Origin of the sequence: Rhizobium ruizarguesonis (assembly GCF_017357285.1) — a bacterium.
Taxonomy (GTDB): domain Bacteria; phylum Pseudomonadota; class Alphaproteobacteria; order Rhizobiales; family Rhizobiaceae; genus Rhizobium; species Rhizobium ruizarguesonis.
This window is the reverse complement of sequence record NZ_CP071678.1, coordinates 1,006,625-1,033,121: the sequence shown is the minus strand read 5'-3', so window position 1 is coordinate 1,033,121 and position 26,497 is coordinate 1,006,625. Positions and strand designations below refer to the sequence as shown.

At 62.1% G+C, this 26,497-nt stretch carries 25 protein-coding genes; 10 read left to right on the top strand and 15 right to left on the bottom strand.

All coding sequences use genetic code 11. The features are described from left to right. Window positions 1-13: 13 nt before the first annotated feature. From glcF to J3P73_RS04965, 3 genes are read right to left on the bottom strand one after another with little or no spacing between them, the layout of a single operon-like run. Window positions 14-1,324 (bottom strand): glycolate oxidase subunit GlcF, encoded by a 1,311-nt coding sequence (gene glcF, locus J3P73_RS04975; RefSeq protein WP_130691301.1) that lies wholly within the window; start codon window positions 1,322-1,324, stop codon window positions 14-16. 56 nt (window positions 1,325-1,380) lie between these two features. Next, the gene (gene glcE, locus J3P73_RS04970) at window positions 1,381-2,580 is read right to left on the bottom strand and encodes a glycolate oxidase subunit GlcE (RefSeq protein WP_207579781.1); all 1,200 of its coding nucleotides are present in this window, start codon (window positions 2,578-2,580) and stop codon (window positions 1,381-1,383) included. Further along, complete coding sequence (locus J3P73_RS04965; protein ID WP_130771140.1) at window positions 2,577-4,016, bottom strand: FAD-linked oxidase C-terminal domain-containing protein; 1,440 nt, start codon at window positions 4,014-4,016, stop codon at window positions 2,577-2,579. The genes glcE and J3P73_RS04965 overlap by 4 nt, the downstream gene beginning before the upstream one ends. 161 nt (window positions 4,017-4,177) lie before the next feature. On the opposite strand from J3P73_RS04965, the gene J3P73_RS04960 reads away from it, so the two are divergent. Continuing rightward, window positions 4,178-5,074: a LysR family transcriptional regulator gene (locus tag J3P73_RS04960; protein WP_130691295.1), complete on the top strand. Its 897-nt coding sequence runs from the start codon at window positions 4,178-4,180 to the stop codon at window positions 5,072-5,074. A 13-nt stretch (window positions 5,075-5,087) separates the two neighbouring features. Here the strand turns inward: J3P73_RS04960 and J3P73_RS04955 are convergent, their stop codons facing one another. Further along, on the bottom strand, window positions 5,088-5,939 hold the full coding sequence (locus J3P73_RS04955; RefSeq protein ID WP_130699565.1) for a LysR family transcriptional regulator: 852 nt from the start codon (window positions 5,937-5,939) through the stop codon (window positions 5,088-5,090). A 143-nt stretch (window positions 5,940-6,082) separates the two neighbouring features. Here J3P73_RS04955 and J3P73_RS04950 point away from each other — a divergent pair, with 143 nt between their 5' ends. Then, window positions 6,083-7,078: a zinc-dependent alcohol dehydrogenase family protein gene (locus J3P73_RS04950; RefSeq protein WP_130716870.1), complete on the top strand. Its 996-nt coding sequence runs from the start codon at window positions 6,083-6,085 to the stop codon at window positions 7,076-7,078. 18 nt (window positions 7,079-7,096) lie between these two features. Here the strand turns inward: J3P73_RS04950 and J3P73_RS04945 are convergent, their stop codons facing one another. Continuing rightward, window positions 7,097-8,254: an adenosylhomocysteinase gene (locus J3P73_RS04945; protein WP_018483297.1), complete on the bottom strand. Its 1,158-nt coding sequence runs from the start codon at window positions 8,252-8,254 to the stop codon at window positions 7,097-7,099. Window positions 8,255-8,410: 156 nt separating this feature from the next. Next, on the bottom strand, window positions 8,411-9,319 hold the full coding sequence (locus tag J3P73_RS04940; RefSeq protein ID WP_130699562.1) for a LysR substrate-binding domain-containing protein: 909 nt from the start codon (window positions 9,317-9,319) through the stop codon (window positions 8,411-8,413). Between the two features lie 233 nt (window positions 9,320-9,552). On the opposite strand from J3P73_RS04940, the gene J3P73_RS04935 reads away from it, so the two are divergent. The 5 genes from J3P73_RS04935 to J3P73_RS04915 all read left to right on the top strand — a co-directional run bounded on the left by J3P73_RS04935 (window position 9,553) and on the right by J3P73_RS04915 (window position 15,226). Then, entirely contained in the window at window positions 9,553-10,083 is a 531-nt protein-coding gene (locus J3P73_RS04935) for an NUDIX hydrolase (protein WP_130699561.1), read from the top strand. Between the two features lie 62 nt (window positions 10,084-10,145). Next, on the top strand, window positions 10,146-11,645 hold the full coding sequence (locus tag J3P73_RS04930) for an inorganic phosphate transporter (protein WP_130716868.1): 1,500 nt from the start codon (window positions 10,146-10,148) through the stop codon (window positions 11,643-11,645). A 120-nt stretch (window positions 11,646-11,765) separates the two neighbouring features. Beyond that, window positions 11,766-12,503: a 16S rRNA (uracil(1498)-N(3))-methyltransferase gene (locus J3P73_RS04925; protein WP_130771139.1), complete on the top strand. Its 738-nt coding sequence runs from the start codon at window positions 11,766-11,768 to the stop codon at window positions 12,501-12,503. 147 nt (window positions 12,504-12,650) lie between these two features. Further along, complete coding sequence (locus J3P73_RS04920) at window positions 12,651-14,024, top strand: glutamate--cysteine ligase (protein WP_130699558.1); 1,374 nt, start codon at window positions 12,651-12,653, stop codon at window positions 14,022-14,024. A gap of 347 nt (window positions 14,025-14,371) precedes the next feature. Further along, window positions 14,372-15,226 (top strand): DUF937 domain-containing protein, encoded by an 855-nt coding sequence (locus tag J3P73_RS04915; RefSeq protein ID WP_130716866.1) that lies wholly within the window; start codon window positions 14,372-14,374, stop codon window positions 15,224-15,226. Between the two features lie 221 nt (window positions 15,227-15,447). On the opposite strand, the gene J3P73_RS04910 is transcribed toward J3P73_RS04915, so the two are convergent. Further along, a complete protein-coding gene (locus J3P73_RS04910; RefSeq protein WP_018483304.1) occupies window positions 15,448-15,747 on the bottom strand; it encodes a DUF1127 domain-containing protein in 300 nt (99 codons plus the stop codon). A 213-nt stretch (window positions 15,748-15,960) separates the two neighbouring features. Here J3P73_RS04910 and J3P73_RS04905 point away from each other — a divergent pair, with 213 nt between their 5' ends. Further along, complete coding sequence (locus J3P73_RS04905; RefSeq protein ID WP_032982826.1) at window positions 15,961-16,917, top strand: LysR substrate-binding domain-containing protein; 957 nt, start codon at window positions 15,961-15,963, stop codon at window positions 16,915-16,917. 6 nt (window positions 16,918-16,923) lie between these two features. Here J3P73_RS04905 and J3P73_RS04900 read toward each other — a convergent pair whose 3' ends face one another. From J3P73_RS04900 to J3P73_RS04890, 3 genes are all read right to left on the bottom strand, one after another. After that, on the bottom strand, window positions 16,924-17,565 hold the full coding sequence (locus J3P73_RS04900; RefSeq protein ID WP_018497461.1) for a TetR/AcrR family transcriptional regulator: 642 nt from the start codon (window positions 17,563-17,565) through the stop codon (window positions 16,924-16,926). Window positions 17,566-17,845: 280 nt separating this feature from the next. Then, window positions 17,846-18,262 carry an MAPEG family protein gene (locus J3P73_RS04895; RefSeq protein WP_018497460.1) on the bottom strand — a complete coding sequence of 139 codons (417 nt, stop codon included), beginning with the start codon at window positions 18,260-18,262 and terminating at the stop codon, window positions 17,846-17,848. A 110-nt stretch (window positions 18,263-18,372) separates the two neighbouring features. Beyond that, complete coding sequence (locus J3P73_RS04890) at window positions 18,373-19,128, bottom strand: SDR family oxidoreductase (protein ID WP_130697685.1); 756 nt, start codon at window positions 19,126-19,128, stop codon at window positions 18,373-18,375. A gap of 91 nt (window positions 19,129-19,219) precedes the next feature. Here J3P73_RS04890 and J3P73_RS04885 point away from each other — a divergent pair, with 91 nt between their 5' ends. After that, entirely contained in the window at window positions 19,220-20,137 is a 918-nt protein-coding gene (locus J3P73_RS04885; protein WP_130698061.1) for a LysR family transcriptional regulator, read from the top strand. An 8-nt stretch (window positions 20,138-20,145) separates the two neighbouring features. Here the strand turns inward: J3P73_RS04885 and J3P73_RS04880 are convergent, their stop codons facing one another. From J3P73_RS04880 to J3P73_RS04870, 3 genes are all read right to left on the bottom strand, one after another. Further along, window positions 20,146-20,700 carry a hypothetical protein gene (locus tag J3P73_RS04880; protein WP_130697684.1) on the bottom strand — a complete coding sequence of 185 codons (555 nt, stop codon included), beginning with the start codon at window positions 20,698-20,700 and terminating at the stop codon, window positions 20,146-20,148. A 2-nt stretch (window positions 20,701-20,702) separates the two neighbouring features. Further along, window positions 20,703-22,187, bottom strand: coding sequence for an IMP dehydrogenase (gene guaB, locus J3P73_RS04875; protein WP_018483310.1), 1,485 nt, complete (start codon window positions 22,185-22,187; stop codon window positions 20,703-20,705). 279 nt (window positions 22,188-22,466) lie between these two features. Continuing rightward, complete coding sequence (locus J3P73_RS04870) at window positions 22,467-23,459, bottom strand: MBL fold metallo-hydrolase (RefSeq protein ID WP_130768819.1); 993 nt, start codon at window positions 23,457-23,459, stop codon at window positions 22,467-22,469. Window positions 23,460-23,711: 252 nt separating this feature from the next. Here J3P73_RS04870 and J3P73_RS04865 point away from each other — a divergent pair, with 252 nt between their 5' ends. Next, window positions 23,712-25,136 carry a DHA2 family efflux MFS transporter permease subunit gene (locus tag J3P73_RS04865; protein WP_130684951.1) on the top strand — a complete coding sequence of 475 codons (1,425 nt, stop codon included), beginning with the start codon at window positions 23,712-23,714 and terminating at the stop codon, window positions 25,134-25,136. Between the two features lie 91 nt (window positions 25,137-25,227). Here the strand turns inward: J3P73_RS04865 and J3P73_RS04860 are convergent, their stop codons facing one another. Both J3P73_RS04860 and J3P73_RS04855 read right to left on the bottom strand, forming a co-directional pair. Further along, window positions 25,228-25,611 carry a VOC family protein gene (locus tag J3P73_RS04860; RefSeq protein WP_018497453.1) on the bottom strand — a complete coding sequence of 128 codons (384 nt, stop codon included), beginning with the start codon at window positions 25,609-25,611 and terminating at the stop codon, window positions 25,228-25,230. Between the two features lie 159 nt (window positions 25,612-25,770). After that, on the bottom strand, window positions 25,771-26,490 hold the full coding sequence (locus J3P73_RS04855; RefSeq protein ID WP_130716862.1) for an RlmE family RNA methyltransferase: 720 nt from the start codon (window positions 26,488-26,490) through the stop codon (window positions 25,771-25,773). Between the last annotated feature and the right edge of the window lie 7 nt (window positions 26,491-26,497).

The window sequence follows — 26,497 nt, the reverse complement described above, 5'->3', positions numbered from 1 at the left end:
GCCTTCGCAAGCTTCAACCTAACGGCAAACCTGTTAATTTTTCCGGCATAGCGCCGCCGTAGGCCCAATCGAGCAGTTCGACCGTGTGCAGGATCGGAATGCCGGTGCCGGTGGCTATCTGGGTGATGCAGCCGATATTGCCGGTGGCGATGATATCGGCCTTGGTCGCCTCGATGTTTTTGACCTTGCGCGCCTTCAGCGCAGCCGAGATCTCCGGCTGCATGATGTTATAGGTGCCGGCAGAGCCGCAGCACAGATGGCCTTCGGCCGGATCGCGCACCGCAAAGCCCGCCGCTTTCAGCAATTGCTTCGGTGCGAGGGTGATCCGCTGGCCGTGCTGCATGGAACAGGCGGAATGATAGGCGACCGTGATGCCCTTCGGCACGTGCGCCGGCAGATCGAGGGTCGCAAGATATTCGGTGACGTCCTTGGCCAGTGCCGAGACCCTCGCCGCTTTTGCAGCATAGGCGGGATCGAGACGCAGCATGTGGCCGTAATCCTTGATCGTCGTGCCGCAGCCCGAGGCGGTGATGATGACCGCATCGAGGCCCTGCCCGTCGATCTCGCGCGTCCAGATATCGACATTGGCGCGGGCGCTTTCGAGCGCCTGTTCGGCGCGGCCCATGTGATGGACCAGCGAGCCGCAGCAGACCTCTCCTTCCGGCAGCACGACCTCGACGCCGAGCCGCGTCAACAGCCGGATCGCCGCCGCGTTGATGCCGGGATCGAGCACCGGCTGGGCGCAGCCGGAAAGGATCGCCACCCGGCCGCGCCGTTCCGTCTCGGGCAGGTAGCTGCCGGGTTTTGCGAAGGGCGAAGCAGCGGGGATGCGGCGCGGTGCAAGCGCCAGCATGGCGGCGAAGGGTTTCAGCGCGCCACCCCGCATCAGACCGGCGAAGGGCCGGCCGAGGCGGGCGAGATTGAGCGCCAGGCGGAAGCGGCGGGGATAGGGCAGCACGGCGGCAAGAATGGCGCGCGTCAGCCGGTTCATGAACGGGCGTTTGTAGGTCTTTTCGATATGGGCGCGGGCGTGATCGACCAGATGCATGTAATCGACACCGGAGGGACAGGTGGTGACGCAGGCAAGGCAGGAGAGACAGCGGTCGATATGGGTGACGACCTCTGCATCGGCGGGCCGGCCGTTTTCCAGCATGTCCTTGATCAGGTAGATGCGGCCGCGCGGGCTGTCGAGCTCGTTGCCGAGCGTCACATAGGTCGGACAGGTGGCGGTGCAGAAACCGCAGTGAACGCACTTGCGCAGGATCTGCTCGGATTCAGCGACATCGGGGTCGAGGAGCTGGGTCAGGGTGAAGTTGGTTTGCATCTAGCGAGATCTCCGCTTTGGGAGGATGCCAGGTATCGTCAGACCCATCTTATCCCTCATCCCATCTTCCCGGGATTAAATATGCCGGCCGGATCGAATTTCTCTTTCACCCGGCGCGACAGCATCGCCACCGCCTCGGGCTCGGGGTGGACGGCAGCGGTGACCGCCCTCGCCTCACCCGATGCACGGATCAGCGTCGCGTGGCCGCCGCCGAGCGCCTTGATGTAGCGACGGACCTGCTTGGCTTCGGGGCCGGCCTCCATGCGCATCCAGACGAGGCCGCCCTGCCAGTCGTAGAAGGCGTCGACGCCGGCTTCGAGGCGGAGGGCTGCGACCAGCTGATGGCCGGTGCCAGGGGCGACCGAGACACGCCAGACCGGCCGCGTGGTGCCGTCGGCATAGGGCAGCACGTCGCGGATTTCCTGCCAGAGCCTGGAGCTTTCCGGCTGTTCCAGCCGCGTGACCGTGGCGGAGGCCGACATGGCCGCCGCAAGCTTTTCGATGCGCACGTCGACCGAGCCCGGCAGGCCTTCGATGCGCAGAACCGTCGCCTCGCCCTCGGGCAATTTGCCGGCGAGGAATTTCCACGTCACTGTCAAGGGCAGATGGGCCGCACCCGAGACTTCGACCGGCAAGGCCATTGCCGCCGCCATGGCGTTTGCCGCCTCGGCGTCGTTGAGGCCTGATAGCACCACCGTCCGCTCCGTCTTCGGGCGCGGCGGCACACGGAAGGTGACTTCGGTGAGGAAACCCAGCGTGCCGTGCGAGCCGGCGATCAGCTTGACGAGATCGAGGCCGGTGACATTCTTCATCACCCGGCCGCCGGCCTTGATGATCTCGCCTCTGCCGTTGACGAAGCGCGCACCGAGCAGGCTGTCGCGGGCAGCACCTGCGATCAGCCGGCGCGGACCGGAGACATTGGCAGCGAAGACACCGCCAATGGTCGGCTCGCCCGATGTGCCCATCACAGGGCGATGATCCATCGGCTCGAAGGCGAGCATCTGGCCGCTCTCCGAAAGGGCGGCCTCGACCTCGGCAAGCGGCGTGCCGGATCGGACGGTCATGACCATTTCGCCGGGATTGTAGGCGACGATGCCGGAAAGCCCGGTCGAGCGCAGCCGGTCTTCGGCGGCAACCGCATTGCCGAAGCCCGAGCGGGTATTGCCGCCGCAGATATCAAGCGGCCGGCCGGCTTCCGCATGGGCGCGGACGATCACTGCGGCCTCTTCCTCGCTCGTCGGCATCAGATCGATCATGCAGCGGGACGTCCCTCGAGCGGAAAGACCTTCGACGGGTTGAGGATCCAGCCGGGATCGAAGGCGGCGCGCGCTGCCATCTGCTGGGCGAGATCGGCTTCGGAATATTGGTGGCGCATCAGGTCGCGCTTCTCGATGCCGACGCCATGTTCGCCGGTCAGGCAGCCGCCGGCATCGACGCAGAGCCTCAGGATATCGTTGCCGGCCGCCTCGGCACGGGCGGCATCTTCGGGATCGTTGGCGTTGAAGAGGATCAGCGGATGCATATTGCCATCACCGGCGTGGAAGACGTTGGCGACACGCAGGCCGTAATGATCGACGATCTCGGCGGTTCTTTTGAGCACGTGGGAGAGCTGGCTGAGCGGCACGGTGCCATCCATGCAGATATAGTCGGCGATGCGGCCGGTGGCGCCGAAGGCGGATTTGCGACCTTTCCAGATCAGCGCTGCCTCGGTCGCCGACTGGCATTCGCGCACGGTCTTGACAGCGTGGCGACGGGCGATCTCGACGATGTCCTTCAGCGCGGCGTCCATTTCCGCTTCCGACCCCTCGACCTCGACGATCAAAAGCGCACCGACATCGAGGGGGTATCCGGCATGGGCGAAAGCCTCGCAGATCTCGATCGCCGGTTTGTCCATGAATTCGATCGCGACCGGGATGATGCCGGCGGCGATGACATCGGCAACGCAGGCGCCGGCCTCCTCCGAACTCTCGAAGCCGAAGAGCACCGGGCGCGCGCCTTCCGGCTTGGCGATCAGCCGCACTGTCGCCTCGGTAACGATGCCGAGCTGGCCTTCGTGGCCGCAGACGAGGCCGAGCAGGTCATAGCCTGCCGCATCCAGCGCCTTGCCGCCAAGCTCGATCACCGTGCCATCGACCAGCACCATCCTGACGCCGAGCAGATTGTTGGTGGTGACGCCGTATTTCAGGCAGTGGGCGCCGCCGGAATTCATGCCGATATTGCCGCCGATGGTGCAGGCAAGCTGCGAACTCGGATCAGGCGCATAGAAAAAGCCGTCCGCGGAGACGGATTCGGAGATATTGAGATTAGTGACGCCCGCCTGGACCACGGCAACGCGGTTTGGCAGATCGATTTCGAGGATGCTGTTCATCTTCGACAGGCCGAGCACGACGGCATCTTCCTGCGGAATGGCGCCGCCGGAGAGCGAGGTGCCGGCGCCACGCGGCACGACGGGAATGCCGTAGCGGTTGCAATAGCGCATGACGGCCGAAACCTCGGCCGTGGTGCGCGGCAGGGCGACGGCGAGCGGCAGGCGGCGGTAGGACACGAAAGCGTCGGTCTCGAACGGCACCAGCTCGCGCGCCTCATGCACCAGGCATTCCGGCGGCAGAAGATCGGTCAGATCGGCAACGATCTGGGCGCGCCGTGCCAGGACATCGGAACGGGGGCTGAGAAACGAAATGGCGTCGGACATGGCGTTCTCCCTGGCCCTGACGAGGGGGAATGACAGCGGGAAGATGACAGCGGAAACCGGCCGCGAACCTCCCTGCCGCCGATAAAACGGCTTAGCACTTTCCCGAAAGTGGCGCAAATGCTAAGCACTTATGCCAAAAAGGGAAAAAGTCACAAAACCTTATGACCAATCTGGGTGATCTCGAAATCTTTGCCAAGGTCGTTTCGACAGGCAGCATGTCTCTCGCCGGGCGGGCGCTCGGCTTTTCCCCAGCCGTCGTCTCCAAACGGATCAAGCGGCTGGAGGACCGGCTCGGCACGCGGCTTTTGCAGCGCACGACGCGGCAGATCTCGCTGACGGAAGCCGGACAGGGCTTCTATGACCGCGTTCTCGGCATTCTCGCCGGGCTTGAGGAGGCGGAATTCTATATTTCCGGCCGCTCGGCGCAGATGCACGGCACGCTGAAGATCTCGGCCCCGACCTCCTTCGGGCGCATGCATATCGCGCCGCATCTGAAGGATTTCATGGAGGCGCATCCGGAGCTTGCGATCAACCTGGTGCTGACCGACGAATTCAGCGACATCGTCGGCGGCGGTTTCGATCTGGCGATCCGCATCGCCGAACTCACCGATTCGAGCCTCGTTGCCCGCCGGCTGGCGCCGGTGCGCCGGCTGCTCTGCGCTTCCCCGGGCTACCTTGCAGCGCATGGCGAGCCGAAGGAGATCGACGAGCTGAAACACCACCGCTGCCTGCCGGCCCACAATAACGACACCTGGCGGCTGAACGGGCCGGACGGGGCGCTGAGTCTCAGGCCGGAAGGCATGCTGATCACCAACTCCAGCGAGGTGATCCGCGAGGCAGTGATCGCCGGCCTCGGGATCGCGCTGCGCTCCACCTGGGATATCGGCGAAGAGCTCAAGGCCGGCCGGCTGGTGCAGGTGCTGCCGGCCTATGAAGGCTCGCACAATGTCGCGCTGTCGGCCGTCTATCCCAGCCGGCAGTTTCTGCCGGCCAAGGTGCGGCTGTTCATCGACTATCTGGCAGAGCTTTACGGGCCCGTCCCCTATTGGGAGCGCTGATGGCAGCGCCGGTTCAGCGCGCCAGCCTCTCGATGACGAGATCCAGCAGGGCGCGCAGCCGCGCCAAGCGCTTCATGTCGCGGTGATAGCCGACCCAGGTGTCGCGGCCGGGTGGCGGTTCACCGAGATCGACGAGTTCGATGGTCGCAAGGGAATCGCCGAGCGGCCGCGGCAGGACGGCGAGCCCGGCGCCATTGGCACAGAGCGCCGCCTGCACATCGCGGCTGTTGCTGCGCATGACGATGTCGGCCTGCGGCAACAGGCGCTGCAGCCAGCCGACATCCGGCATGTCGCCGAAAGCCTCGTCCATGGTGATGAGGCGGGTGCCCGCGCCGTCGCCGGCTTCGGGGTGCAGCGCGCCGCGGCTGATGTAGAGGCCGTATTCGATATGGATGAGCTTGCGCGATATGACCTCCGCTTCCGCGAAGGGCTGGATGCGGAAGACGAGGTCGGCTTCGCGTCGCGACAGGCTGAGAAGCCGGCTGTCAGTCAACAATTCGACCACCACCTTCGGATGGACTTGCGAGAATTCCGCCAGCACCGGCGAAAGCACATGCGCGCCGAACCAGTCGGATGAAGACAGCCTAAGAAACCCATCGAGCTGTCGGCTGCCGCCGGCAAGGACCCGCTCGACGGCGAGCGCCTCCTCCTCGATCCGTTCGGCGCCGGCGAACACGGCCGCGCCTTCATCTGTCAGAACGAAGCCATCGGTCGTGCGCTGAAAGAGCGTCTGGCCGAGAGAGGTTTCAAGGGCACGCAGCCGCCTGCCCATGGTCGGCTGCGTCAGTCCGAGGCTGCGGGCTGCTGCCCCCAGCGTGCCGAACCGCGCGATCGCCAGAAACAGTTTGAGGTCGCTCCATTCCATCGTTCGCATCCGCCAAACAAAAATGCATGGACTTCAGTCGTTATCTTTCATTTTCATTCGCGTTTCAATGAACCATCTTCTTCCAGAACAAACTCATTGCGGAGGTCTCTACAGACACCGCATTGCGAACGAAGGAGAGTTCCATGTCTGCACCATCAACAATGAAAGCGTTGCTGGCGGAAGCGCCGAATTCGCCATTGCGCATCGCCGACATTGCAAAACCGATGCCCGGCGAAGGCCAGGTTCTGGTGCGCATCAAGGCAAGCGGCGTCAATCCGCTCGACCTCAAGATCCGGGCCGGCAATGCGGCCCATGCCCGCCATCCGCTTCCCGCCATTGTCGGCATCGATATGGCCGGCATCGTCGAAGAGATCGGGGCTGGCGTCAGCGGTTTCCGCCAGGGCGACGCGGTCTACGGCATGACCGGCGGGGTCGGCGGCATTCAGGGATCGCTTGCCGAATTTGCAGCTGTCGACGCCGCACTGCTGGCGCCAAAGCCGCAGAATCTGTCGATGCGCGAGGCCGCCGCCCTGCCGCTGATCTCGATCACCGCCTGGGAAGGGCTAGTCGACCGCGCCGGGGTCAAGGCCGGCCAGAAGGTTCTCGTGCTCGGCGGCGGCGGTGTCGGCCATATCGTCGCGCAGATCGCCAAGGCTGTGGGAGCCGAGGTTTATGTCGTCGACAGCGCTTCAAAAGCGGACTATCTCGCCGGCCTTGGCGCAACGCCGATCGATCGTGATGCGGAAACGGTTGAAACCTACGTCGCAAGACATACCGCCAGCAGGGGTTTCGATCTGGTCTACGATACGATCGGCGGCCAGGGGCTCGATACGGCATTCCGAGCCGTCGCCCGGTTCGGCCGTGTCGTGAGCTGCCTCGGCTGGGGAAGCCACGCGCTGGCGCCGCTCTCCTTCAAGGCGGCCACCTATTCCGGCGTCTTTACGCTGCTGCCGCTTCTGACCGGCGAGGGACGCGCCCATCATGGTGAGATCATGCGGGAGATGACGAAGCTCGTCGAAGCCGGCAAGGTGATGCCGAAGCTCGACCCGCACTGCTTCACCTTTGCCGATACCGATGAGGCGCATCGGCTGATCGAAGACCGGCAGGCGGACGGGAAGCTCGTCGTCGAGATCGACTGATCTAATCCGTCGGCGGAATCAGCGCGCCAGATCGAGGTAGGCGTTTGCCACCATCGCATCGATATCACGGGGCACAGGCACGATGCAGGAATGGGGATCCGCCTCACCCCTGGCGATGCGTTCCAGGCAGCGGGCCTGAAGGGTGAAGCCGAGATCCATCGATTCGACCGTATTGCCGAGCGGCCGCGGTCCGGCGAGATTGGCCATGTGGCCGCCGCCGAGCACATGAAAGAAACGGCCGTCGCTCAGATGGAAGGTCTCGATCTGATCGGCCTCATAGCGGTCGATGCCGATAACATCGGGGTGGCGGCGGAAGGCTTCGACATCGATCTCATGCGGGAAATGGCCACCATTCATCAGGATCGCGCCGTCCTTGACGAGCGGCAGGTCGGCCGCCGTCACGATACCGGCAAAACCCGTGACGGTGACGATGATATCGGCCGAGCGGATCGCTGCGTCGCGCAGCGGCGTGACGAAACCATCGAGATGAGCTTCGAGCGTCGTCACCGGATCGATATCGACGACGCTGACGGTGGAAAAGGCATTGCGGAAACAGGCAGCCGTGCCCTTGCCGCAGGCGCCGTAGCCGAAGACCGTCACGCGCTTGCCGTTGGTGGAGCGGTTGCTGAAGCGCAGGTAGCTTTCAAACAGGCTCTGGCCGACGGCATGCCTGTTTTCGGCGAACTGCTTGATCGGGCTGTCGTTGATGACGAGGATCGGCATGTTCAGCCGCTCGCGCAGCGGCAGCAGGCGGGTGCGGCCAGAGGTGGTTTCCTCGGTGCCGCCGCGGAGATTGGCGTAGGGCTTTTCCGCCGCAATGGCGAAGAGATCGCCGCCATTATCGAGCAGCAGATCCGGCTTTTCCGCGATGACCGCTTCGAGGCTCTGATGGTGCGCGGCGGGATCGGTCGTCTGCGTCGCGAAGACCGTGATGCCTTGGGAACGCAGGAATTCGACCGTCGAAGGTTGGGTGCTGTTGAGATTGCCGGTGCAGACGAGACGCGCGCCGCCGGCGCGAAGCGTCATCAGCAGCGCCACCGTCTTCGGCTCGAGATGAATGCCCGTGCCGATCGACAGACCTTCGAAGGGACGCGCCCGCTCGAATTCGGCGGCCGTTGCCTTGAGCAGCCGGCAGCTGTTGCCGATCCAGTCGATGCGCATTGCGGTCTTTTCCATCATATCTTCCCTGTTGCCGGCGTTGATGCCGTTTCTAGAGTTTGCGCAATTCCGGACGCAAAACCGCTGCACACTTTTGCTGGAATTGCTTTAGCGCAGCAATGAGGCTGCGAATATGGAAGTAATTCTGGCGAAAGGGGGAGAAAAACTACCCTTTCAGGCCGGTGTCCCGCAACGAAGCAGCCAGCCGGACAAGGCCGCAAAGGCTGGCCGTTTCGCATCCGGCGTACGGCAACAGAGGCTGTAACCCGACGGCCGGGAGATGAAACCGTAGGGCGCGACCAGATGCCCGCGCTGAAGATCGTCTTCGATCGACGCGCGCGGGGCAAGTGCGATGCCAAGCCCGGAGCGGGCGGCACCCAGCGCCAGCAGCAGATCCTCGAATTCCTGGGCGCGGGAAAAGACGACCGGCGGCGTGCCGCTTTCGGCAAACCATTCGTCCCAGAGCTTCGGAACGCTGCGGCTGGCGAGCATCGTCAGCGCGCCCATCGCCGCTGGGTCCTTGGATAGTGCCGCGGCAAGCGCCGGGGTGGTGACCGGCCCGAACTCGTCCGCCATGAATCGCAGGGCGGTGATGCCTGCGGCCGGCCGATATTCGCCGCCCATGATCACAGCGTCCAATTCGGGGTGCATCTGCAGCGGCTCGACCACGGTCATCGGCACGATGTCGACGGTATCGCCGAGGCTCGCCTGCATGCCTGCCACGCGCGGCATCAGCCACCAGACCGCGAAGGCGGAGGGCACGCCAAGGCGGATGCGGCCCGGCACGACGCCTTCGAGTTCCGAAGCGGCGCGCAGCAGAATGTCGAAAGCCGCGCTCGAAGCCTCGGCGAAAGCGCTGGCCTGCGGGGTCGGGACCAGCCTGCGGCCGTCACGCGTGAAGAGCTTGCGGCCGAAGTGATTCTCCAGCGTGGCGATCTGCTGGCGTACGGCGCCGCGCACCACATTCAGCTCTTCGGCAGCCTTCAGAATGCTGCCGTGACGGCAGACGGCCTCGAAGGCGCGGACGGCATTGAGCGGTGGAAGACGCATGGGGACGACATTCACAAGATCATAGTGGATCACTAGATCTCGCCATTGAACGAAAGGCAAGATCACGCCATGTTGTACAGCTGTGCAATGTGACGCATTCGAGACAGGGTGTGACGGATTTTCCGAACCTGTCCCACCTCGATTTCCCCTATGAACGGCGATCAGATCGCGTCTCGAGTCATACTGCGCCTTTTGAATTGCGTAAGCTTTCCGTGATATACGTATATGAGTGATTCCTAACGACGACTGCGAAGGTGACCCGACCATTGACTCTTTTCGCCCGACTGGCTTCCGATGTGCAGCTGATGTTCCGGCGTCCGCCGCGACAGCAATATGGTGCGCTCTGCTATCGGGTGAAGAAGAAGAGCGGTGAGGTCGAGGTGCTGTTGATGACGAGCCGCGACACCGGCCGCTGGGTCATTCCCAAGGGCTGGCCGATGACTGGAAAACGCGCCCATGAGGTCGCGATGCAGGAAGCCTTCGAGGAAGCCGGGGTCCGCGGCGTCGTCGAAACGGAAACGCTTGGCGCCTACACCTATTCGAAGGTGCTGCGCGACGGGGTGCAAGTGATCTGCAAAGTGCAGGTCTATGCGCTCGAAGCCACCGACATGGCGAAGAACTTCAAGGAAAAAGGCGAGCGCCGGATCGAATGGGTTTCATTCGACGAAGCGGCCGGGCGCGTGCGTGAACCGGAGCTCCGCCACCTTTTCCTCGCCTTCAAGCAAAGGATGGGCGAGAGGCTTTCGGCCAAGGCGGCGAAGCAAATTCCAGAAGTGAAACAAATTCCGGCGGAATGAATCCTGCCATCTTGCACTGCTAGGAAAGCAGCGTAGAAGCAGATTCATCCTCAGGAACAAGAATGCCGCCACGTCCCGCAGTCCTCACAAAACGTACGCTCGACAAGGACCTCGACAAGATCACCCATGCCGAGGACGTGGCGAAGCATGTTTTGCGGCGGCTGGTGACGCCTGGACTCGGGCTGATCTTCGTCGGTCTGGCCATGCTCTTTGCCGGTGTCTATGTGTTCGACCGACCGGGAGCAGTACTCGTCGTGGCGGCGGCAGCCCTTGCCGGCTACATGGCGCTGAACGTCGGCGCCAATGACGTGACCAACAATGTCGGTGCCGCCGTCGGTGCGCGCGCCATGACGATGGGCCAGGCACTGGTCATCGCTGCGATTTTCGAAGTTCTTGGCGCCACGGTCGGCGGCGGCGAGGTCGTCAAGACGATTTCCGCAAACATCGTCGACGCCGTCCAGGTACCACCGGCGCTGCTCGGCTGGATCATGATGGCGGCGCTGATGGCCGCAGCTCTCTGGATCAACCTCGCAACCTGGATGAACGCGCCGGTTTCCACCACCCATGCGATCGTCGGCGCGGTTATCGGCGCCGGCATCTCAGCCGTCGGACCGGAGCCGGTGAACTGGCGGGTGATGCTGGAGATCACCTCGAGCTGGATCACCTCGCCGCTGATCGGCGGGCTGATCGCCGCCGGGCTGCTTTATCTCGTCAAGACCCTGATCATCTACCGCGAGGACAAGGTCGCGGCGGCCCAACGCTGGGTGCCGGTGCTGGTCGCGGTGATGGCCGGCGGCTTCATGGCCTATATGATGCTGCAGCTCTCGCCCGCGGGCAGGTTCCCGCCGCCGACCGTCCTCCTCATCGGGATCGGCATCGGGCTGGTAGGCTGGCTTGCCGCCCGGCCGCTCGTTGTCGCCCAAGCGCGGGCTCTCGAAAACCGCAACAGCTCGCTGCGGACGCTGTTCCGGCTGCCGCTGATCGGCTCTGCGGCGCTGCTGTCCTTCGCGCATGGCGCAAACGACGTTTCGAACGCGGTCGGGCCGCTGTCGGCGATTGTCCATTCGGTCGGCATCGGTGGCGGCGGCGGCATCGGGCATCCGCCGCTCTGGGTGATGCTGATCGGCGCCTTCGGTATCTCCGTCGGCCTTTTGCTCTTCGGCCCGCGCCTGATCCGCCTGGTCGGCGAGGAAATTACCAAGCTCAATCCGATGCGGGCCTATTGCGTCGCGCTGTCGACCGCCTTCACCGTCATCGTCGCCTCCTGGCTCGGCCTGCCGGTCAGCACCACGCATATCGCCGTCGGTTCGGTCTTCGGCGTCGGATTCTTCCGCGAATGGTACACACGCCATTCGAAGCGCCGCATCGCCTATGTAAGGCGCAAGGCCGAGAGCTTTGATATCGACGAGCCGGAAGAGCCGAATATCCACGAGACACGGCGGCGCTATCTCGTGCGCCGTTCGCATTTCATGACGATCGTCGCCGCATGGATCGTCACCGTGCCGGTTTCGGCTGCGCTTGCGGCAATGATTTATTGGGTTATGTTCGCGCTCTTCGTCTAAAGCGCCTCGCGATCTTTCAGATCCGCGTGCCGCGCTTTAGGTCTTTATTTTCTAGCATGTCATGATCGCAAGACCGCTGCACAGTTTTGCGAGACATGCTTCACGACCTCGAGTTTTTTAATGCGCGCCAATTTCCGCATGCAACGGCTTTTCGTCGACGCGACGCTTACGCGCGGTGCCGTCGTGGAGGCGAATGCCGACCAGTTCAACTATCTCGGCAATGTGCTGAGGATGGAGGAAGGCGGGGAGATCCTGCTCTTCAACGGCCGCGACGGCGAGTGGAAGGCGAGCCTCGCCTTCCCCACACGCAAACGCATTCAGCTGACGGCAACCGAAGAGACAAGACCGCAACCGCCGCCTTGCGACCTGCATTATCTCTTTGCGCCGCTCAAGGTCGGCCGCATGGACTATCTCGTGCAGAAGGCGGTCGAAATGGGAGCCGGCCTGCTGCAGCCGGTCATAACCCAGCACGTTCAGGGCAAGATCACCAATCTCGACAAGCTGCGCGCCAATGTCGTCGAAGCGGCGGAGCAATGCGGCATTCTCGGCATCCCCGATGTGGCCGAGCCGGTGAGGCTTCTCGACCTGCTCGACCGCTGGCCAACCGAGCGCCGCATCATCTATTGCGACGAGGGCGATGCCGGGCAGAACCCGCTGCCGGTGCTCTCAGCGATCAGGGAACGACATCTCGCTCTGCTCGTTGGGCCGGAAGGCGGCTTTTCGGAAGAAGAACGCGCGCGGCTTCGAAGCCTCGATTTTGTCACCGCCATTCCGCTCGGACCGCGCATCCTGCGGGCCGATACAGCAGCAGTTGCGGCCTTGGCGGTGGTCCAGGCCGCAATCGGTGACTGGAATTAAGGTTGAAAACGGGTTGACATGGAAATCGCTGTTATTTTTTTGATAGGTCATTGAAACAATTTCACTTGCAACATGGGTGGCTTGGGTCCTAATCACCCTTCCAACTGCCCGGCCCCCTGGGCGCCTTTTTGAATACAGGTATCCCGCATGGCCCGCGACACTACCGACCAGACACCGCTCTCTTCGGTCCAGGATCTGACCGATTATATCGCCGCGGGCAACAAGCCGCGGGAGCGCTTTCGGATCGGCACCGAACACGAGAAATTCGCTTTCTTCCGCGCCGACAACAGCCCGGTTCCCTATTTTGGCGATGCCAGCATTTCGGCCCTTTTGACCGGCCTGCAGAAAAAAAGCGGCTGGGAGCCGATCACCGATGGCGGCAACATCATCGGGCTTGCCGAGCAGAACGGCATGGGCGCGATCTCGATCGAGCCCGGCGGCCAGTTCGAACTCTCCGGTGCACCGCTGGAGACGATCCACGAGACCTGCAAGGAATCGAACCAGCATCTGGCGACGTTGCGCGAAATCGCCGAGCCGATGGGCATCCGCTTCCTCGGCATCGGCGGCAGTCCGAAATGGACCTATGCGGAAACCCCGCAAATGCCGAAATCACGCTACGAGATCATGACCCGCTACATGCCGAAGGTCGGAGCTAAGGGTCTCGACATGATGTACCGCACCTGCACGATCCAGGTGAACCTCGATTTCTCCTCGGAAGCCGACATGCGCAAGAAGATGCGCGTCTCGATGAAGCTGCAATCGCTGGCGACCGCGCTTTTCGCATCCTCGCCCTTCACCGAAGGCAAGCCGAACGGGCTGCTCTCCTGGCGCGGCGATATCTGGCGCGATGTCGACAACCGGCGCGCCGGTCTGCTCGATTTCACTTTCCGCGACGACTTCGGTTTCCGCGACTATGCCGAGTGGGCGCTCGACGTGCCGATGTATTTCATCGTCCGCGACGGCCGCTATCACGACTGTACCCACGTCACCTTCCGCCAGTTCATGAACGGCGCATTGAAGGGCGAGGTCGCCGATCCGGCGCCGACGATGGGGGACTGGACGAACCATCTTTCGACACTCTTCCCCGACGTGCGGCTGAAGCGTTTCCTCGAAATGCGCGGCGCCGACGGCGGTCCGTGGCGGCGCATCTGTGCGTTGCCGGCCTTCTGGGTCGGCCTGCTCTACGACGATGCGGCACTCGATGCCGCTGATGAGTTAACGAAGGATTGGAGCTTTGCCGAGATCAGCGCCCTGCGCAATGCCGTTCCCGCCGAAGGGCTGAAGGCACAATTTCGCGGACATTCGCTCTTCGAGATGGCGCGCGAAGTGGTCGGCATATCAAGGGCCGGCCTCAAGGCGCGCGGCAGGCTCAACCGGGAAGGCCAGGACGAGAGCATCTTCCTGGCGCCGCTCGAAGAAGTGCTCGCCAAGAAGGCGACGCTCGCCGAGGATCTGCTGTCGCTCTATCACGGCCGCTGGCACGGCTCCGTGGAACCGGTCTTCGAGGACTATCAGTACTGAGCCGGAGCTAGAGCGGTTCCGCTTTTCATGGAAATGCTCTGACAGCCCCTATTTTCGGCTGTCTCCGAGCAGCGGAAGTGAAGGCCGGCGAGATGGTGCTCCACGCGACCTGTCGCTGGAGCCGTAGCCGAACGATCTAAAGCGTGTCGCGATCTTTCAGATTCGCTTGCCGCGCTTTAGATCTTTGCTTTTCCGCGTGTCTTTATCGCAAAACCGCTGCTCACTTTTGCGAGACATGCTTTAGCGAAACTCCTCCCTAAGTTCTTATGGCAAAAAGCCGTTTGCGCATTGCCATTTCCGGTTATAGTGGCGTTACAACGCGTCACGACCCGGGGAAAGGGACTTCCATGCTGCCACTCTTCGACATGATGATGCAGGCGCAGAACGGCGCTGCGATGGAGGCGATCGCCCGGCAGTTCAACCTCGCGCAGGAACAGGCGACGAAGGCGATGGCGGCGCTGATGCCGGCCTTTTCCGCCGGGCTGAAACGCAGCACCAGCAATCCCTATGATTTCGTCGGGCTGATGCAGGCGGTCTCCTCCGGAAACTACGCCCGATATTTCGAAGATATGAGCCGGGCCTTCACGCCGGAGGGTATTTCCGACGGCAACAACATCCTTGCCCAACTCTTCGGCTCGAAGGAGGTTTCGCGCGCGGTCGCCGCCCAGGCCGCACAGATGACCGGCATCGGCCAGGACATCTACAAACAGATGTTGCCAGTGCTGGCCGATACGCTGATGGGTGGGCTCTTCAAGCAGACGACCGGCCAGATGGCCTCACCGGTCAACCCCTTCGTCAACACGACGATGGGCGAGACCATCCAGAAATGGCTGGAAAGCACTGGCTTCGCGCCGAAGCCGAAGACGGCCCCGGAACCCAGCATCTTCGACAACCCCTTCACGCAGGCGATGCAGTTGATGTTTTCGGTGCCGAAGTCTGAATCGACGCCGACGCAAAACCCCTTCCTCGACAATCCCTTCGCCAAAGCCTTCCAGGAGATGATGGGCGCACTTGGCCAGCAACCGGCAGCCAAGACGCCGGAGGCGCCGAAGGAAGAGGCGAAGGTCAATGCCGACAGCTATACCGAGATGCTGAACACCATGTTCGACAGCGGACTGGAAGTGCAGAAGAACTACCAGAGGAACCTGGAAGCGATCTTCGAAACCTATCGGCCGAAGCCCTCGTCCAAGACGAGCGAATAACCCCGAATGCGGCGCATTAGATGTGAGCTTTCCGGAGGTTGTCCATTCGGACGCACAAAGGACGCTCTAACTCTTTCAATCCTCGCATCGGTCCGAAAATCGAGTCCGATTTTCGGACCGATGCGCTAGGCATAAAAAAGCCCGGAGATGGCTTGGGAAAGCCGATCACCGGGTTAAGCGGCAGGGCTATTGGCTATCACCCTGCGGGGAAACTCGAGCTCCTACTCTTCGTAGGAACGGAAGAGCGACAGGCGCCAGCGATTGCGCGCCGAGCGCGTCAGATGTTCCGACGGGTCCTCGAAGAAGGTCGAGGCCAGGAACGCAGAGGTCAGGTCGGCCCTGCTAAGGCCGATATCCCTCAGTTGAGCGTCGCTCAGATCGTGCAGCGTGTTGATATCCATTCGATTGCGGAACCCGCGAAAGAGGGAGGTCAACGGTGCGAGGCCTGCTGCCAGACGCTGGGGAAACGTCGGGGTGAGCTTGCCGCAGTCGAGTTCTATTGTTCTGTCTGTCATCCGCATGGGACTCTCCTTTCTTTCGATTTCTTTCAGGCGCGCAACAACCCACCCCTCCCGCGAGGTCGCACGGGAAGGAGCAAGGCTGAATTGGCTCGGACAGGCAGGGTGTCTGTCCTTCACATTGCTTGATTTGCATCCCGAAGATGCCAAAGACCTATTGATCAGTCCAACGAATGTTTCTAATGATTATCATCAGCTATCTTTATGGGTGAAAACATGTCCGCGCCTCTTGATCTCGACCAATTGCAGACTTTCATCGCCATCGTCGATTCCGGCAGCTTCACCAAGGCGGCCGACAGGGTCTACAAGACCCAATCGGCCGTCTCCATGCAGATGCGCCGTCTCGAGGAGCGCATCGGCAAGCAGTTGTTCATCAAGGACGGGCGCGGCAACCGGCTGACGGTCGAGGGCGAAAAGCTGCTCAACTATGCCCGGCGCATCATCCGCCTCAACAATGAGGCGATCGCCGCCTTCGACGACAACAGGCTGGAGGGGACGCTGCGCATCGGCACGCCGGACGATTATGCCGACCGCTACATGCCCGAAATCATCGGCCGCTTCGCCAAGACGCATCCGAATGTCGAGCTCTATATCGTCTGCGAGCCCTCGGTGGATCTTGCCGAGCGCATGCATAAGGGTGAGCTCGACATCGCGCTCGTCACCCATAATCCGCGCGAGCGCATGTCCGATGTGGTGAGAACCGAGCCACTCTGCTGGGTGGGCTCGGCCAACCATCCGATCCGCGACGACGCGCCGGTGCCGCTTGCCGTCGGCCGGCGCGACTGCCAGTGGCGCCAGCTCGCCTGCTCGGCACTCGATGCGGTGGGACGCGAGCACCAGATCCTGTTCACCAGCTGGTCCTGCACCGTCGTTGCCGCTGCCGTGCTTGCCGGCATGGCGGTTTCGGTGATGCCGGAATCGGCGCTGCGGACGGGCATGAAGGTGCTGAGCCAGGCGGACGGCTTTCCGGCGCTGCCGCCGGTGCAGATCGGCATCATGAAGCGGCCGGGCGTTTCGCTCTCGCTGATGAACGCGATCACGGCGCACATCACCGCCTGCCTTGACAATATCACGCCTGCTGTCGTCGACGACAGCCTCGAGGCGGACGTCAAATCCGCCCAGGCGCGCCTTTATCCGCGGCTGAAGGCGGCCAATATGGTCCCAAGCTGGTAGTCGCTTTCAGGCGGCGCGCGGCAGGGTCGTGGTGAAAAGGGAGGCGCGGATGACGCGCTTCCACTCATTAAGCATACGCTGCGCTAAGGCCTCCTCGCTCACGGCGGCAAGCCGGATGACAGCGCCGATCAGGTGGCTGAACAGGTAAGTACGCGCATACATTTCTTCGTCGCAAAGGTCAGGAGCCAGCTGGCGCACGGCGTCATGGAAAATGCCGGCGACGCGACCGCTATGTTCGATATTCAGCTGCAACAGATCTTGATCGGTCTCCGTTCCCATCCAGACGCCGAGATAGACGGGATCGTTGTGGTAGGAATCGTAATACCAGTCGATGGTGGCGCAGACGACGTCGAGCGCCTGGTCAAGTGACCGTACGTCGGTGAACATCGCCGCCATCTTCGCCTGGATCGCCGAGGCGTGCTGGTCGAACAGGGCTTTGACGATCGCCGCCTTCTCCGGGAAATACTGGTAAACCGAACCGATCGGCACTTTGGCGGCTGCGGCGAGTTCCGTCATCCGCATGGCGCTGACGCCCTTTTCGGCGATGATCTTGGCGGCGGCGGCGAGAATGAGGTCCAGCCTCTGGATGCTGCGCTCCTGCTTCGGCTTCCTGCGCAGGCCGATCCGATCCATGCTTTCCGCGCCCATGTCGTTCCCATTCTTATCTTTTTCGCGACCGAGCAATCTGCCAACCAGCGCGTCGGGCGGGTATGACATGCAAGCCTTCACCTGCCGTAAATGGAACCGTTCGGATTTTAACGGTCGGCAAAAGCCTGTGAAATCAAGCCCTCACAGCATATCGCGGCGATTGACGGAGCATCGAAAAGACCTCGACAGGTTGTGTCATCCTCCCGCAGAGAAGAGAGACAGTCCTCGCATTATCGAGGACATAGAGCTCGGAGTCCTGTTGGCTGCGATCGACGCAGGGTCAGCCCATTGCCATCCAAACGGCGAGCCAGATCCACATGGCAGCGAGTACGACATAGCCTGCCGCAAAAAGCGGGCTGCGATAGCGCAATTCGTTGCTGGTGACGTGGACAGCGGCGTGAGCATAACGCAGGGCAACGAAGATCCAGGCAAGCCCGACGGTGACGATATTATCGGAGTCCGTGATATAAAGAAGAATGCAGCAGACATGGAAGAGCACAGGCAGTTCGAACTGGTTGGCGAGACAGTTCTTGACGGCAAGGCTCTCGGCCGGCTCGCCGCGGTTTTCGCGATAATCCGATTTCGCGATGGTGCCGGCGCGGATCATTTTTGCGCGCCGAAGCCCAAGAAGCGCGTAAAGACCATAGACCAGGGCCACATGGGCGAGGAGTGGCCAGAAGATTTGATAGCCGGTCATATGGCCGTTTCCTTTCCGCTTTCGCATTCGTTGCGAGCAGTAGCCGAAAGGAGAAAAGGATACCAGCGTCGGCCGCCCGCCATCAGAATATGGCGGGCCGCCCGGTTTCATCAGACCTGCGCGCTGCCGCCATCGGCGAAGAGTTCGGCACCAGTGACGAAGCTGGAATCATCCGAGGCAAGGAAGAGTGCGGCGGCGGCAACTTCCTCGGCACGCCCGACCCTGCCCATTGGTACCTGTGCCGCAAGATAATCAAGCAAGCCCTGCTGTTGGGCTGGGTCCTTACCCGCCAATTCGACCAGTCCAGTCGTCTCCGTCGGACCGGGACTGAGCGTGTTGATCCGAATGCCGCGATCCTTCACGTCAAGGATCCAGTTGCGCGCAAAGCTGCGCAAAGCAGCTTTCGATGCGGCATAAACACTGAAGGCGGGCGTGCCGGTCGAGCCTGCTGTCGATCCCGTCAATATGATCGATGATCCTCGGGCAAGCAGTGGCAGGGCCTTCTGCACCGTAAAGAGAACCCCCTTCACATTCCGATCGAAAGTATCGTCATACTGCTCTTCGGTAATTTCGCCGAGGGGCAGCATGGATCCTCCGCCCGCGTTGACGAAGAGCACGTCAATTCGCCCGGCCTCTGCCTTCACCCGCTCATAGAGTTGATCGAGGTCGGCAAGATTGGCCGAATCAGCCTGAATGCCGACAACCCCGCCGCCGATCTCAGCGATGGCTGCATCGAGAACAGCCTTGCGACGGCCGGTAATGAATAGCCGTGCGCCCTCAGCCACGAAACGCTTAGCTGTTGCAAGACCAATGCCAGAAGTGGCGCCGGTGATGACCGCAATCTTTCCATCCAGTCTTTGTGTCATTGTCGTCTCCATTGTTCGACTGAAGCTGAGATATGGACGGAGCTACCGTTTCGAAATAGAAAGAATTGAAAGCTATCGTTTCAGGAATGACATGACAAAATTTCCGGATTTCGAAGGCCTGGCGATGTTTGCAAAAGTCGCCGAAGAACGTTCTTTCGCGCGGGCTGCTCAAACACTTGGGGTGTCCGTGCCGACCGTTTCGCGTGCCGTGAGCCGGCTTGAGCAGAGGCTGGGCGCAAGGCTTTTCAACCGCACTTCGCGGCAGCTCGCGTTGACGGATTTTGGCCTGCGACTGATCGACAGCGCCGCACGGATCTATGCTGAGGCCGAGGCGGCAGAAAACACAGCCCGGGAGCTTGCTACCCGACCGAGGGGCCTCATCAGGCTTGCCGCGCCAATGGACTTCGGCACACGCTGGCTGGCCCCGACCCTGCCCGATTTTTTCGAGCTCTATCCGGACATTTCCATCGACCTGCATATGAGCGATGCCGTCGTCGATATCGTGGGAGACGGCTTTGATGCGGCGCTTCGAATTGCGGTACTGCCGGATTCGTCATTGGTAGCGCGCAGGCTCACGCCGGTTGATCGCTTCATTCTCGCTTCATCCGCTTACATCGCTCGACATGGCGCGCCGGAACACCCTCGCGAGCTAGCTGCGCACCATTGCCTCGGATACGCCTACAGGCCGCGCCAAGACGTCTGGCGCTTGCGTAATAGTGAAGGCAAAGAGGAGGTCATAGTGCCAAGTGGCGCCCTCAGGGCCACCAATTCGCAAGCCTTGGTACCGATGGCGCTACGCGGCCTCGGGATCATCGAACTACCGGAATTTCTCGCGTATGACTATCTCATCGACGGCCGGCTGAAGCCAATCCTTTCCGGCTGGGCGCTGCCTGCCGGCGCACTGTATTTCGTCACCCCTTCTGCTCGGAGCCGACCTGCGAAGGTCGAGGTCCTTTCCGATTTCATGGTGGCAAGACTTTCAAATCCGGCCTGGCGATGGAGGGGCTGACCGCCGCTTCAGGGTTCACGCGAAGAGAGCCAGCGCATGACGGCGAGCCGGGCGATGAGGATGAAGCAGATGGCGAGGCTTGCGAATTTCAGCCGTGTCATCCACGGCAGCAGCTGCGTTGCAACAGTTGAGGGCGCACCGTTGCCGAAGGCGATGAGGCTCGAGATGTTCTCGCCGTAGTCGGCGATGCCGTAAATGAACGGCAGCAGGTAGACCGCCTTGCCAATGACCGGATGCACCGATTGGCCGAACCACGCGCCGCCGGGACCGAGCTTGAGGAAGGCGAGGAACAGCAGCGCCGTCAGCAAGGCCGGAAAGATCAGCTCCGGCCCGAAATACATGGCGCGCAGCAGCCTGGTCGCCGTCTCGTTCTCATCGAGCAGCTTCTGCATGTGGAAAACCGCCGACTCGTCGTAACCGGCGAAATAGGTATCGAGCACCGCCTGGCCGGTTTCGTGCTTGAAGGGAACGACGAAGCCGAAGGTTGTCCAGGCGAGCACGGCAAGGCAGAGGGCTGCGAGCAGCGCGACGACCCACAGAGGAATCCCGCTGCCCGCCTTCATGATCAGAGGCCGGCGCCCGGATAGTTCGGGCTCTCGCGGGTGATCGTCACGTCATGGGCGTGGCTTTCGCGAAGACCGGCGCCGGAGATGCGCACGAACGTGGCCCGTTCCTGGAAATCCTTGAGGTCCTTGCCGCCGACATAGCCCATGGCCGCCTTGAGACCGCCGGCGAGCTGATGGATGACGCCCGAGACCGGGCCCTTGTACGGCACCTGACCTTCGATACCCTCAGGCACGAGCTTCAGAGTGTCGCGCACCTCAGCCTGGAAGTAACGATCGGCCGAGCCGCGGGCCATGGCGCCGACGGAGCCCATGCCGCGATAGGCCTTGAAGGAGCGACCTTGGTAGAGATAGACCTCGCCCGGGCTCTCATCGGTGCCGGCAAGCAGCGAGCCGATCATGACGGCGGAAGCGCCGGCGGCGATCGCCTTGGCAAGATCGCCGGAGAACTTGATGCCGCCATCGGCGATGACGGGCACGTCCTGGTCATTCGCGGCCTGAACCGCCGACATGATCGCGGCGAGCTGCGGCACGCCGACGCCGGCGACGATGCGCGTCGTGCAGATCGAGCCCGGACCGATGCCGACCTTGACGGCATCCGCACCGGCATCGATCAGCGCCCTGGTGCCGTCATAGGTGGCGACGTTGCCGGCCATGATGCGCACCGAGTTGGAAAGCTTCTTGACGCGGGCGACGGCATCGAGGACGCGCTGCGAGTGGCCATGGGCGGTATCGACGACCAGCAGGTCGACGCCGGCCTCGATCAGACGCTCGGCGCGCTCGAAGCCGTCATCGCCGACGCTGATGGCGGCAGCAGCACGAAGCCTGCCCTGCGCATCCTTGGAAGCGTTCGGGTTCAGCTGCGACTTCTCGATATCCTTGACGGTGATGAGGCCGACACAGCGGCCTTCGGTATCGACCACCAGAAGCTTCTCGATGCGATGCGAATGCAGCAGGCGCTTGGCTTCCTGCTGATCGACGTTTTCCTTGACCGTGACCAGACTGTCCTTGGTCATCAGCTCGTGGATCTTCTGTTCCGGATCGGAAGCAAAGCGGACGTCGCGGTTGGTCAGGATACCGACGAGGCGGCCGGACTTCTCCACGACGGGGATGCCGGAAATGCTGTAGGACTTCATGAGCCCGAGCGCATCGGCAAGCGTCGCATCGGGGCCGATCGTCACCGGATTGACGACCATGCCGCTTTCAAACTTCTTCACTTGCCGGACCTGCTCGGCCTGCTCGATCGGTGTCAGGTTGCGATGAATGACGCCGAGGCCGCCGGCCTGGGCCATGGCGATCGCCAGGCGGCTCTCGGTGACGGTATCCATGGCTGATGAAATGATCGGGATGTTGAGCTCGAAATCCCGGGCGATGCGGGTGGAGATATTCGTCTGGCCCGGCATGACCTCGGAATGTCCCGGCTGCAGCAGTACGTCGTCGAAGGTAAGCGCGTCTGCGCCGGTTGCCGTTTCAATGATGCGTGCCATGGCCAAATTCCTTCGTTTAATAAAAATGCGACCCTGTCCGGAAACGAATCGTCCGCCCCGGCGGTCTGCATGGGTTGCTTGGAAGTTGGCGAGGGCTGGTAACACGTCTATGACAGGAAGGAAATAGCAAAAAGCCCGGCATGTCCGCCAGGCTCGGCATGGGTGCCATGCGCCAGAAGCATTCCGGGAAAAGCGCTAAGCGTTTTTCGGTCCGAAATTGTGCAGAAACAAAATGTTAGAGCAGTTCAGCGCTTCCGTGAAAGGCTGAACCGCTTCAGATCAGATGTCGAACTGATAGGTCTTCGGCACGAAGCGATAACCGCCATCCTGCCGATCGACGAAGCCGACCGCCGGGAACGGCATGTGGTAGCCAAGGAAGGCGATCTTCTCGCTCGCAATCATCTCGAAAACCTTGCGGCGCGTGACTGCCGCTTGCGTCTTGTCCATGTCGAAACGCACCTCCCAATCCGGCCGCAGCAGCGACAGGATATAGTGGTTGGCCGTATCGCCTGTGAGCACAAGGCGTTTGCCCTCGGATTCGACGTGGAACACCATATGGCCCGGCGAGTGGCCGGACGCCAGCATCGCCGTTACGCCTGACGCAAAGCTATCGCCATCCTTGACGAAGGTGGTCTTTTCGGCGAGCGGCACGACATTGGCGAGCACCGCCTTGTGGCCGCCCTCGGCGGGCGTGCCCTCGCGTGCCTTGTCCGACCAGAAATCATATTCCGCCTGGCCGACGACATAGCGGGCATTCTTGAAGGCAGCCGCGCCGTCCTCCGTCAGACCGCCGATATGATCGCCGTGCAGATGGGTCAGCGCCACCAAGGTGACGTCGTCGGCCGAATATCCTGCCGCCTTCAGACCTTCGATCAGCTGGCCGGCACCGCGTGCGCGGCCGCTGGCGCCAAAGCCGGTATCGACGAGGATGACATCCGAACCGGTATCGATGAGAGCCGGCGTATAGCCATTCATGAACTTGTCGGCCGGCAGGAAGTTTGCGGTCAGCAACGCCTTGACGGTTTCGGGATCCTGATTGGTGCCGAAGGTTTCATAGGGCTTTTCGACAATGCTGGTGCCGTCGCGGACGACGGTGAATTTATAGGAACCAAGCTTAAATTGATTGATCTCGGGCAAAGGCGTTCCATCCATATGATTGCGCTCTCCAGTTGCGGCCGCTTCGGCCTTCTCTCTTAAAATGACCGGCGCCGCCAGCAAGCCAAGGCCTGCGGCAAAAAGGGTGCGCCGCTTTATTCCCGACGAAATTGTCATATGTCCATCCTTCATGACGTGCAGCTGCGTCACCGCACTGCCCCGGTGTCGATTCCGCGGCCGGATTTCTTGCCCCGGCCAGGTAAACATATGTCAATCTTGACAGGCGACGTTGATGCGCAAGCCGTCTCACGCAGACGTGAAGCAAACGTGTCGTCGACCCGGATTTGGGGATTGGCATAGCCCGCAGCTGGGACTAAACAGCACGGGCCTTTCCAGCTTCAATCCGCTGCCCCATCAAGGCTCCCGCCTATGAATCGCATCGTCCCGCTGATCCTTGCCGTCGCCCTTTTCATGGAACAGATGGACTCCACCGTCATTGCGACGGCGCTGCCGGCGATCGCGGCGGATTTGCATGTCGGGCCGATCACGCTGAAGCTCGCGCTGACCTCCTACATGGTGGCGCTGGCGGTATTTATCCCGGTCAGCGGCTGGATGGCCGACAGGTTCGGCGCCAAGAAGATCTTCCGCCTTGCCATCTCGGTCTTCGTCATCGGCTCGATCTTCTGTGCCGTCTCGTCCAACCTCGTCGAATTCGTGTTTGCCCGCTTCCTGCAGGGCATGGGCGGCGCGATGATGACACCGGTCGGACGCCTCGTGCTGGTGCGCACGACACAGCGCAGCGATCTGGTCTCGGCCATGGCGCTGCTCACCATCCCCGCCCTTGTCGGCCCGCTCACCGGCCCGCCGCTCGGCGGCTTCATCACCACCTATTTCAGCTGGCACTGGATCTTCCTGATCAACGTGCCGGTCGGCATCATCGGCATCTGGCTTGCGACGATTTTTCTGCCGGAGGTGGAAGCGACGGCGCCGCCGCGGCTCGATTTCACTGGTTTCGTGCTGACCTCGCTTTCGGCCGCGGGCGTCGTCTTCGGCCTGTCGGTGGTCAGTCTGCCGGCCCTGCCCCCGATCATCGGCGTCACCGCCACCTTAATCGGCCTCATCTGCGGCGTCCTCTACGTGCGCCATGCCAAGCGGCATCCGGCGCCGATCCTCAATCTCAACCTGTTCAAGAACCCGACGTTCCGGGCCTCCACTTTGGGCGGCATGCTGTTTCGCATCTGCGTCGGCGCCATGCCTTTCCTGACGCCGCTGATGCTGCAGCTCGGCTTCGGGCTGACGCCGTTTCAATCCGGCCTCATCACCTTTGCAGGCGCGATCGGGGCAATCACCACCAAGTTCATGGCGAAACGCGTCTTCGCAGCCGCCGGCTTCCGCACGACGCTTCTCGCCGCCGCCATGGTAACGACCCTGGTGACTGTCGTCACCGGCCTGTTCACGCCATCGACGCCGCATCTCGTCATCATCGGCGTGCTGCTGCTCGGTGGCTTCTCCCGCTCCTTCATGTTCACCGGCGTCAATGCGCTTGCCTTCGCCGACATCGATGATGCGGAAGCCAGCCAGGCGACATCGATGAGCTCGGTGATGCAGCAGGTCAGCCTGGCGCTCGGCGTTGCCGTCGCCGCCGCCATCCTGGAGAGCTCGATCTATATCAGCGGCGAAGCGCTACAGGTGGCCGATTTCCACCTTGCCTTCTACATCATTGCCGGACTGACGGTTATTGCGACCATTCCCTTCATCCGGATGGACCGCAATGCCGGTGCGCTCGTTTCCGGACACCGCTTGAAGACGATGACGGCAGCAACTGTTGAAGCCGGACAGCACGCGGTGAAATAAAGCATGTCGCGCAAAAGTGTGGAGCGGTTTTGCGATAACGACTAAAGCGCGAGAGCGAATCTGAAAGATTGCGACGCGCTTTTGGTAGCCGTTACTCCGGGTTTTCGCAGACGGCAGAGAGCTTGTTGCCGTCGAGATCACGCACATAGGCGGCGTAGAAATGGGCATGGTAGGAGCGCAGGCCGGCCCTGCCCTCATCCACGGCGCCTGCGGCGATCGCTGCCGCATGGAAGGCGTCGACATCCGCCCGTGTTTCGGCGGCAAGCGCCACCATGGCGCCATTGCCTGAGGTCGCCCGGCGGCGATTGAACGGCGTCACCACCCAGAAGCGGCAGCGCGTATCGCCCTCGGCGGCATAGCCGATTTCCTCCTCCGAAGAGCGCTGGCGGCGATAACCGAGCACAGGCAGCACGGCATCATAAAAATGCCCTGCGCGATACAGATCGTTGGTTCCGAGCGTGACGTAAAGGAGCATTGGGATCAGCGGTTCAAATCCTTGCAGCGCCGCGCCTCCTTTGAGACGCGCAAAGGACGCTGTGGCGCTTTCAATTGCTGCATAATTTATCCCTACATCGGTTCCGATTTAAGGAATTAGGCAGTCGATCGCCATCATCGGACAGGACCGGCCCAAAGATCAAGCTTCCTCTGCTTCACCTTCGGCCTTGCGCCCCTTGAACCCCTTGGCCAGCAGGAACATCTCGACCGATTCGGCGCGCGACGAGTTCGGCTTGACATGGACGACCTGGCGGAAGTTCTGCTTCAGCATGGCGAGCAGTTCGCGCTCGGTGCCGCCCTGAAAGGTCTTGGTGAGGAAGTGGCCGCCTTCCTGGAGCACTTCGACGGCGAAATGTGCCGCGACTTCGCACAGATGCATGGTGCGCAGATGGTCGGTGCGGTGGTGGCCGGTGGTGGGTGCTGCCATGTCGGAGATGACAAGGTCGGGCGTGCCGCCGACGGCCTCCAACAGCCTTTCCGGCGCGGTCGGATCGAGGAAATCGAGCTGCAGGATCTTGACCCCCGGCAGCTGGGTCATTTCGAGGAAATCGATCGCAGCCACACGAATATCATCATCCGTCGAGCCGGTGACTTTGGCGGCGATCTGCGACCAGCTGCCCGGAGCAGCCCCCAGATCGATGATGCGCCTGGCACCGCGCAGGATATGATGTTTCTCGTCGATCTCCAGCAGCTTGAAGGCGGCACGGGCGCGATAGCCTTCGAGCTGGGCGCGCTGCACATAGGGATCGTTGATGTGCCGCTCCAGCCATTGGCGGGAGGAGGCCTTCATCTTCTTGTTCTTGACGCGCTGGCCGAGCTTGCGGCCGGTGCGGTTTCCGGCGATCGGTGCCTTGGTCATGCCTTTT

Excerpts from the sequence above, each read along its gene's own strand:
- glcF (WP_130691301.1), bottom strand. The coding sequence starts at position 1,324 with ATGCAAACCAACTTCACCCTGACCCAGCTCCTCGACCCCGATGTCGCT.
- glcE (WP_207579781.1), bottom strand. The coding sequence starts at position 2,580 with ATGATCGATCTGATGCCGACGAGCGAGGAAGAGGCCGCAGTGATCGTC.
- J3P73_RS04965 (WP_130771140.1), bottom strand. The coding sequence starts at position 4,016 with ATGTCCGACGCCATTTCGTTTCTCAGCCCCCGTTCCGATGTCCTGGCA.
- J3P73_RS04960 (WP_130691295.1), top strand. The coding sequence starts at position 4,178 with ATGACCAATCTGGGTGATCTCGAAATCTTTGCCAAGGTCGTTTCGACA.
- J3P73_RS04955 (WP_130699565.1), bottom strand. The coding sequence starts at position 5,939 with ATGGAATGGAGCGACCTCAAACTGTTTCTGGCGATCGCGCGGTTCGGC.
- J3P73_RS04950 (WP_130716870.1), top strand. The coding sequence starts at position 6,083 with ATGTCTGCACCATCAACAATGAAAGCGTTGCTGGCGGAAGCGCCGAAT.
- J3P73_RS04945 (WP_018483297.1), bottom strand. The coding sequence starts at position 8,254 with ATGGAAAAGACCGCAATGCGCATCGACTGGATCGGCAACAGCTGCCGG.
- J3P73_RS04930 (WP_130716868.1), top strand. The coding sequence starts at position 10,146 with ATGCCGCCACGTCCCGCAGTCCTCACAAAACGTACGCTCGACAAGGAC.
- J3P73_RS04925 (WP_130771139.1), top strand. The coding sequence starts at position 11,766 with ATGCGCGCCAATTTCCGCATGCAACGGCTTTTCGTCGACGCGACGCTT.
- J3P73_RS04920 (WP_130699558.1), top strand. The coding sequence starts at position 12,651 with ATGGCCCGCGACACTACCGACCAGACACCGCTCTCTTCGGTCCAGGAT.
- J3P73_RS04915 (WP_130716866.1), top strand. The coding sequence starts at position 14,372 with ATGCTGCCACTCTTCGACATGATGATGCAGGCGCAGAACGGCGCTGCG.
- J3P73_RS04910 (WP_018483304.1), bottom strand. The coding sequence starts at position 15,747 with ATGCGGATGACAGACAGAACAATAGAACTCGACTGCGGCAAGCTCACC.
- J3P73_RS04905 (WP_032982826.1), top strand. The coding sequence starts at position 15,961 with ATGTCCGCGCCTCTTGATCTCGACCAATTGCAGACTTTCATCGCCATC.
- J3P73_RS04900 (WP_018497461.1), bottom strand. The coding sequence starts at position 17,565 with ATGGGCGCGGAAAGCATGGATCGGATCGGCCTGCGCAGGAAGCCGAAG.
- J3P73_RS04895 (WP_018497460.1), bottom strand. The coding sequence starts at position 18,262 with ATGACCGGCTATCAAATCTTCTGGCCACTCCTCGCCCATGTGGCCCTG.
- J3P73_RS04890 (WP_130697685.1), bottom strand. The coding sequence starts at position 19,128 with ATGACACAAAGACTGGATGGAAAGATTGCGGTCATCACCGGCGCCACT.
- J3P73_RS04885 (WP_130698061.1), top strand. The coding sequence starts at position 19,220 with ATGACAAAATTTCCGGATTTCGAAGGCCTGGCGATGTTTGCAAAAGTC.
- J3P73_RS04880 (WP_130697684.1), bottom strand. The coding sequence starts at position 20,700 with ATGAAGGCGGGCAGCGGGATTCCTCTGTGGGTCGTCGCGCTGCTCGCA.
- guaB (WP_018483310.1), bottom strand. The coding sequence starts at position 22,187 with ATGGCACGCATCATTGAAACGGCAACCGGCGCAGACGCGCTTACCTTC.
- J3P73_RS04870 (WP_130768819.1), bottom strand. The coding sequence starts at position 23,459 with ATGACAATTTCGTCGGGAATAAAGCGGCGCACCCTTTTTGCCGCAGGC.
- J3P73_RS04865 (WP_130684951.1), top strand. The coding sequence starts at position 23,712 with ATGAATCGCATCGTCCCGCTGATCCTTGCCGTCGCCCTTTTCATGGAA.
- J3P73_RS04860 (WP_018497453.1), bottom strand. The coding sequence starts at position 25,611 with ATGCTCCTTTACGTCACGCTCGGAACCAACGATCTGTATCGCGCAGGG.
- J3P73_RS04855 (WP_130716862.1), bottom strand. The coding sequence starts at position 26,490 with ATGACCAAGGCACCGATCGCCGGAAACCGCACCGGCCGCAAGCTCGGC.